Here is a 6,753-nt window from a genome sequence, read left to right as displayed (position 1 = left end):
GGGTCGGACCCGGCCGGGGACGCGAGCGGCTACAGGTGGACGTCGGAGACCTCGAAGGTCTGGACGCCGGAGCCGCCGCAGTACGACCGGAAGCGGCCGCCGTTCATCACCGTGTCCGCGTGGTACCGGTAGCGCTGGTACCGGTAGCGCTGGCCGCCGCCCCCGGCCCGGGGGTGGCGTTCTTCGTCAACTGTCGAAATAGCGGCGAGCCCAGCCCACGACGGGCCCGACCCGGCAGGTCCGGTGGCGAACCGGTGGACGGCCTGTGCGCTCGGGACGGGGCTCACGGGCCGGCCGGCGCCGCCCGCGGATCGGGCGGTGCGGTGGAGCCGCGCAGGTCCGTCGTAGTGGCGCCCAGCACGACGACGGCGCCCAGGCACAGCAGGCCACCGCTGACCAGGGCCACCGCTCCTGACGTGGCGTCCGCGACGAGGCCGCCGCGCATGCTGCCGACATCGGGCCCCGCCTGTCCGACGATCTGTTCGGCGGCGCTCACCCGGCCGAGCAGTTCGGGCGGGGTGTGGGTCTGGACGACGGTGCTCCGGGAGACCACGGAGACGGTGTCGGCGGCGCCGGCCACGGCGAGGAAGGCCAGCCCGGCCCAGGGGTCTGGCGTCAGTCCGAACAGCGCCAACGAGACGCCCCAGACGGCCGATCCGCCGAGCATGACCAGGCCGGGGCGGGGCAGCCGGGTGAAGACCCCGGAGAACAGCGACGCCGTGACGCCGCCGACGGCGACGGCCGTGAGGAACAGCCCGAGGGTGCGGGGGTCGCCGCCGAACCGTTCGGCGTTGACCAGGGGGAACAGGCTGGTGGGCATCGACAGCACGGTGGCCGCCAGATCGGTGAGCAGGGCCCCGCGGATGACGGGGGTGCGCACCAGGAAGGCCAGGCCGTCGAGCACTCCGCGCAGGCCCGGCCGTGCGGGCTCGTCCCCGGGGTCCGTCCTCGGCAGGCCGAACGCGCCGTAGAGCGCGGCGGTGAAGGTCAGGGCGTCGACCAGGTAGCAGGCGCCGACCCCCAGCCGGCCCACGAGCAGTCCGCTCAGTGCGGGGCCGAGCAGCATGGAGGCCTGGAACGCGATTCCTCGCAGTGCCAGACCCGCGGCCAGCTGGTGCTTGGGCAGCAGGTGCGGGATGAAGGTGCGCGAGGCGGGGCCGCTGCCCGCGACGAAGCAGGACTGGAGGGCGACCAGCGCCAGGACGCCGGCGGCGGGAACGTTCCCGAGGAAGCCCTGGACCGCGAGGAGGATCGAACACGCGGCCTGTCCTCCGAGCGCGAGCAGGTAGAACCTGCGACGGTCCACCCGGTCGACGAGCGATCCGGCGAACAGTCCGAGCGCGATGAGCGGGACCGCCTGGGCCAGTCCGACGGCGCCCGTCCAGGTGGGGCTCTCCGTCGACTGCCAGACCTGGAAGATGACGGCGACGAGCGTCATCTGGTTGCCGAAACCGGACAGGGCCTGCCCGATCCACAGCCGCCGGAACGCCGGTGACGACCGTAACGGGGTCACGTCGATCAGGGTGCGCCTCAGTCCCATGCCGGGTCCTGCGCCAGCTTCCCGGCGATCCGGTCGCGGAAGCTCCTGCGCTCCAGGGCCCGCTCGATGTCGGTGACGACCCGGGAGAGCGGGTAGGGGATCTCCGCCTCAAGGTCGGCGATCGCGGCCTCGGTGGCCCGCCATTCCGCCGCCAGCCGGTCGACGACGCCGCGCGCCCGGTCGGTGAGCGCGACCTTCCTGGTGCGCGCGTCGTCGCCGACGACAGTGTGGACCCAGCCGGCCTCGCGCATCGCGGCGACCTTCTGGCTGAGCGCCGAGTGGGTGCGCTGGACCGACTCGGCCAGTTCCGCGATGGTCATCGGGCCGTCGGCGTGCAGGCGCAGCAGTTCCATGACGTAGCTGGGCTTGAGCCCGTCGATCCGCCGCTCGGCGTAGACCTGGGCGATGTCGGCGTCCATCGAGGCCTGGAGCAGGCGCAGCGGGCGCCAGAGGCTCTGCCTCGTCGGGTCGGGTGGGTGGGGGGCGGGTGCGCGGGAGTCGTCGGCCATGCGGCGCATCGTAACAGCGCTTGTATAAGTGCTGTTGCTTTTTCATGGGGCGCGAAGGCGTGAGCGCCGGGTGCGCCGGGTGCGCCGGGTGTGGTCCCGGGCGCACTCCGGGCCCTCCCCCGGCCCCCGTCCGCGCCCTCCCGGGGCCTGCCGGGGCTTGCCGGGCGGCCCCGGCGTCCCCACACTGGACTGACTCATAGGGGGGCGCCATGTGGGTGGTACTGATCCTGTTCCTGGTCACGGGGACGGCGCTGGCCGTGGTCCGGCCGCGCGCTCGGGCCGCGCTGCACGAGCTGTACCGGGCCGAACGGCTGGCGGCTGGGCGGAAGTTCGACCTCGGACGGGACGAACTCGCCTGCCTGGCGGGCCACCTGGCGGAGCTGAAGATCCTGGAGATGCACGGCACGGGCCTGCTCGTCGCCTCCCGCTCGGGGGACCTCACCCTGACCACGCCCCCGGCCGGCCCCCAGGGCGTCTTCGAGGAGGAGGCCGCGCGCCAGTTCGGGCCCACCCGCACCCGCGACCTCAGGGAGGTGCTCGCGTCGCTGGACCGGAGCCCGCCGGCCGTGGCCCTGCGCGACCGGCTGCCCGCCGAGGGCCTGCACTACGACGACAAGCTGCGCGACCGGGTGCGGCGGGTCCACGACTGGACGGCCGTGGTTCTCGCCTCGGTGACCGTGGCGGGCGTGGCCTCCCTCGTGATCACGCTCGCGCGGCACGAGAACGGGCTCGTCCCGCTGGTGCCCTTCGCCGCGCTGTTCGCGGCCGCCTGGCTGGTCAACCACCGGATCTGGATGCCCCTGAGCGTGTGGGACCCGCGCACCGGACTCGGCGTCCGCGTGCTCGCCGAAGCCCGGCCGACCGGCCGCAGGTACGGACCGGCGGCCGTGGCCCTGGACGGGCTGTCCGCCCTGCCCGCCAAGCACGACCTGCGGATCTGCTACGAAGCCTCCCTCGCCCGGGCGCGCAAGCGCGCCCCCAGCTCCCACTACGGCGTGGGCTTCTGCGGCATGGGCTGCGGAGGAGGCCTCTGAGGGGGGCTTCTGAGGAGGGGACTTCTGACACGGGAGCCCGCGCCGCCCCACGCGCACCGGCGCCCGGGCACGCCCCCTCCGCCCCGCCCCCGGTGCCCGGGGGTTAACCCCACCCCCCGTCCGCCAGCAGCCTCCATGGCTCGCCGTGGCCGCCGTTCCTAGCCTGGATCAGGTCGATCGACCAGCGACGATCCACGAGGGAAGGCAACTCCATGGCACGCCGCCACGACCGTTCCGCGTACGGGCCGACCGGTTCCGCCGCCCCCACCCGGCCCGCGATCGAGTTACGGGCGGTGTGGCGCGATTACGGGCGCGGCCCCGAGACCGTGCACGCGCTGCGCGGCATCGACCTGGCGCTGGGGCACGGCACCTTCACCGCCGTCATGGGCCCCTCCGGGTCCGGCAAGAGCACCTTCCTCCAGTGCGCCGCCGGCCTGGACAAGCCGACCTCCGGCGAGGTGTTCCTCGGCGGTGAGGAGATCACCGGCCTGAGCGAGAACCGGCTGACCGAACTGCGGCGCAGCCGGATCGGGTTCGTGTTCCAGTCGTTCAACCTGCTGCCCTCGCTGAGCGTGCTGCAGAACGTGCTGCTCCCGCTGCGTCTGGCCGGTGAGCGTCAGGACCGCGGCAGGGCAAGGGAGTTGCTCGCACAGGTCGGTCTGGGCGAGCACGCCTCGCGCCGGCCGGGCCAGCTGTCCGGCGGCCAGCAGCAGCGGGTGGCGATCGCGCGGGCGCTGGTCACCCGCCCGGACGTGGTGTTCGCGGACGAGCCGACGGGCGCGCTGGACACCGGCACCGCGCACGAGGTGCTGACCCTGCTGCGGGACGCGGTGGACACGATGGGCGCGACGGTGGTCATGGTGACGCACGACCCGGTGGCGGCCTCCTTCACCGACCGTGCCGTCTTCCTGGCGGCCGGCGCCCTCGCGGGCGAGCTGGCCCACCCGGATCCGAAGGCCGTCGCCGACCGGATGGTCACGCTCGCCACCGCCCGGCTGGGGGCGGCGGCGTGAGCAACGGACTCGCCCGCGCCTCGGTGCGCTTTCGGCCCGCCTCCTTCGCGGGCACGTTCATCGCCCTGTTCTTCGCCGCGGCGGTCATCATGGCCTGCGGCACCATGCTGCAGACCGGCATCACCGCCACCGTGCCCCCCGTCCGCTATGCGAGCGCGCCGGTCGTCGTCGCGGCCGACCCGGACGTCGAGATCGTCCGCAGGACGGGCAAGAAGGAGAAGACCTACGACCGGCCCGTCCCCGGCCGGGCCCGGGTGGACGCCGCCCTGGCGCGGCGCGTCGCCGCGCAGCCCGGTGTGGCGGCGGCCCGCGCGGACTCCGCCTTCCCGCTCCAGCCGGGCGCCGTGACGCCGGGCCTGACCGGGCGCGGGTACGCGGCGCTCGGCATCGCCGGCGGCGCGGACACCCTGGTCGAGGGCCGCGCCCCGGGCGACGGCGAGGTCGTCCTCGACGCCGCCACCGCCGGCGCCGCCCACCTCGCCCCGGGCGCGAGCCTGAGCCTGGTCGCGCCCGGCGGCAGCGGCACCTACCGGATCTCCGGACTGGCCGCGCCGCAGAGCGCCGGCCCCACCGCCTGGTTCGCCGACGACGCCGCCGGCCGGCTCTCCGGCCACCCCGGCCGGGTCGACGCCATCGCCGTCCAGCCGCGCGAGGGCGTCAGCGCCGGGGACCTCGCCCGGCAACTGCGCGACGCGCTGCGCGACACCGCCGGCCGGGACGCCGCCGGGGCCTCCCCCACCGGGCTCAGGGTGGTCACCGGCGACGACCGGGGCTCCGTCGAGCAGCCGGCGCTCGGGGACGGCCGGACGCTGCTCATCGCGATCGGCGGTTCCTTCGGCGGCAGCGCGACCATGACGGCCGTCTTCGTCGTCGTGTCCACCATCGCCCTGGCCACCGGACAACGGGCCCGCGAGTTCGCCCTGCTGCGCGCCGTCGGCGCGACGCCCCGCCAGATCCGCCGCACCATCGCCACGGAGGCGGTGCTGGTGGCCCCCCTCGCCGGCCTGCTCGGCCTGGTCCCGGGAGTGGTCCTGGCCCGGTGGTGGTTCGACGGCCTCGCCTCGCGCGGCGCCGTCCCCCAGGGCGTCGACCTGGACGTCGGCCCGCTGCCCGCGCTCGTCGCCGTCGCCACCTGCCTGCTCGCCGCACTCGCCGCCGGTCACCTGGCCGCCCGGCGGGCCTCCAACCTGCGGCCCAGCCAGGCCCTCGGCGAGGCGTCGGTGCCGCCGGCCCGCATGGGTGTGGTGCGGGCGCTCCTCGGTGTGGTCGCCATCGTCGGCGGCGTGGTGCTGACCGTGGTCGCGGCGAGCCTGGACGGCGAGAACGCCGCCAGCACCGCGCTCGGCGTGGTCATGTGCTTCCTGCTGGCCATCGCCCTGCTCGGCCCCTGGGTGGCCCGGGCCGCCGCCGGGGTGCTCGGCCTGCCGCTGCGGGCGGGCGCGGGCGGCGCCGCCGGCTCGCTGGCCGCCGACAACACCCGCGCCAACGCCCGCCGACTGACGTCCGTGCTCACCCCCATCGCGATGGCCACCGCCTTCTGCGGCACCATGCTGTTCATCCAGAGCAGCGTCCAGCACGCCACCGGCGAGCAGGTGCGCGACGGCGTCGTCGCCGACCACGTGCTCGGCTCCCCCGGCCCCGGCCTGCCCGCCACCACCGCCGACCAGGCCGCCCGGGTGCCGGGCGTCGACGCCGCGGTGGGCGTGCTGCGCACCGGCGCCGTCTACCGCTCGGCCGGCAAGCTCCGCTCCGCAGGTGCCCTCGGTGTCTCCGGCGACCCGGCCGCCCTGCCCCGGGTCCTCGACCTGGGGGTGCGGACCGGTTCGCTCGCCGACCTCGCCCGGGGCGCCGACACCGTCGCCCTCGACGTGTCCCTCGCCGACAAGCTCGGCCTCAAGACCGGTGACCGCGCCGCGTTCTGGCTCGGCGACGGCGCCCAGGCCCACCTGACGGTCGTCGCCACCTACGAGCGCGGCCTCGGCTTCGGCCAGCTGGTCCTGCCCCGGGCGGCCGTCGCCGCGCACGCGGGCGTGGCCTACGACAGCCAGGTCCTGGTCGCGGACGCGCCCGGCGCCGACCGCGCCGAGGTCGCCGCCCGGCTGGCGAAGCTGCCCACCGAGGCCTCCGCCTCCGCCGGCGGCACGGCCACGGCCACGGCCACGGCCTACGGACTCACGGTGGCCGACCGCGCCGGGTACGTCGCCCAGACCGACCGCCGGCGCGAGGCCGGCGACTGGGCGAACTCCGTGATGGCGGCCGTGCTCGGTGGCTTCGCGGCGATCACCGCCGCCAACACACTGGTGATGACGGTCCTGGACCGGCGCGGCGAGGTGTCCCTGCTGCGCCTCGCGGGCGCCACCCGCCGTCAGATCCGCGGCATGGTGCGCTGGGAGGCGCTGCTGGTGGCCGCGGCCGGGCTGCTGCTGGGCAGCGGGATCGCCTGGATCACCCTGGTGCCGATCGCCCGGGGCCTCGCGGGCACCGCGCCGTACGTCCCGCCGGGCGCCGCCCTGCCGCTGGCCGCGGCGGCCGTGGTGCTCTGCCTCGCGGCGACGGCCCTGCCGGCCCGGGCCCTGCTGCGGAACCGGCCACTGGCGGCGACCGACTGAGCCGGGGCGAGGCGCCGCGCCGCCGACCCGGTCCGAGGGCCCCGGGGC

General features: G+C 76.0%; 5 protein-coding genes. 3 read left to right on the top strand and 2 right to left on the bottom strand.

The features are described 5' to 3' along the window. Positions 1-283: 283 nt before the first annotated feature. Positions 284-1,540 carry an MFS transporter gene (locus ACFRMQ_RS36355; protein ID WP_380735109.1) on the bottom strand — a complete coding sequence of 419 codons (1,257 nt, stop codon included), beginning with the start codon at positions 1,538-1,540 and terminating at the stop codon, positions 284-286. Further along, positions 1,531-2,049: a MarR family winged helix-turn-helix transcriptional regulator gene (locus tag ACFRMQ_RS36350; protein ID WP_380735108.1), complete on the bottom strand. Its 519-nt coding sequence runs from the start codon at positions 2,047-2,049 to the stop codon at positions 1,531-1,533. Before ACFRMQ_RS36350 ends, ACFRMQ_RS36355 begins: the two co-directional genes overlap by 10 nt. A gap of 209 nt (positions 2,050-2,258) precedes the next feature. On the opposite strand from ACFRMQ_RS36350, the gene ACFRMQ_RS36345 reads away from it, so the two are divergent. The 3 genes from ACFRMQ_RS36345 to ACFRMQ_RS36335 all read left to right on the top strand — a co-directional run bounded on the left by ACFRMQ_RS36345 (position 2,259) and on the right by ACFRMQ_RS36335 (position 6,705). After that, positions 2,259-3,083 carry a TIGR04222 domain-containing membrane protein gene (locus ACFRMQ_RS36345; protein ID WP_380735107.1) on the top strand — a complete coding sequence of 275 codons (825 nt, stop codon included), beginning with the start codon at positions 2,259-2,261 and terminating at the stop codon, positions 3,081-3,083. 212 nt (positions 3,084-3,295) lie between these two features. Continuing rightward, positions 3,296-4,096: an ABC transporter ATP-binding protein gene (locus ACFRMQ_RS36340; RefSeq protein ID WP_380735106.1), complete on the top strand. Its 801-nt coding sequence runs from the start codon at positions 3,296-3,298 to the stop codon at positions 4,094-4,096. Further along, positions 4,093-6,705 (top strand): ABC transporter permease, encoded by a 2,613-nt coding sequence (locus ACFRMQ_RS36335; protein ID WP_380735105.1) that lies wholly within the window; start codon positions 4,093-4,095, stop codon positions 6,703-6,705. Before ACFRMQ_RS36340 ends, ACFRMQ_RS36335 begins: the two co-directional genes overlap by 4 nt. The last annotated feature ends 48 nt before the right edge of the window (positions 6,706-6,753 follow it).

The sequence above is a fragment of the Kitasatospora sp. NPDC056783 genome (assembly GCF_042789895.1).
GTDB lineage: Bacteria > Actinomycetota > Actinomycetes > Streptomycetales > Streptomycetaceae > Kitasatospora.
Note: the sequence above shows the minus strand (reverse complement) of the source record. Positions and strands in the feature narration are given on the sequence as shown.

What these genes read in the sequence shown, in the direction of transcription:
- ACFRMQ_RS36340 (WP_380735106.1), top strand. Translation starts at nt 3,296, where the DNA reads ATGGCACGCCGCCACGACCGTTCCGCGTACGGGCCGACCGGTTCCGCC.
- ACFRMQ_RS36350 (WP_380735108.1), bottom strand. Translation starts at nt 2,049, where the DNA reads ATGGCCGACGACTCCCGCGCACCCGCCCCCCACCCACCCGACCCGACG.
- ACFRMQ_RS36355 (WP_380735109.1), bottom strand. Translation starts at nt 1,540, where the DNA reads ATGGGACTGAGGCGCACCCTGATCGACGTGACCCCGTTACGGTCGTCA.
- ACFRMQ_RS36345 (WP_380735107.1), top strand. Translation starts at nt 2,259, where the DNA reads ATGTGGGTGGTACTGATCCTGTTCCTGGTCACGGGGACGGCGCTGGCC.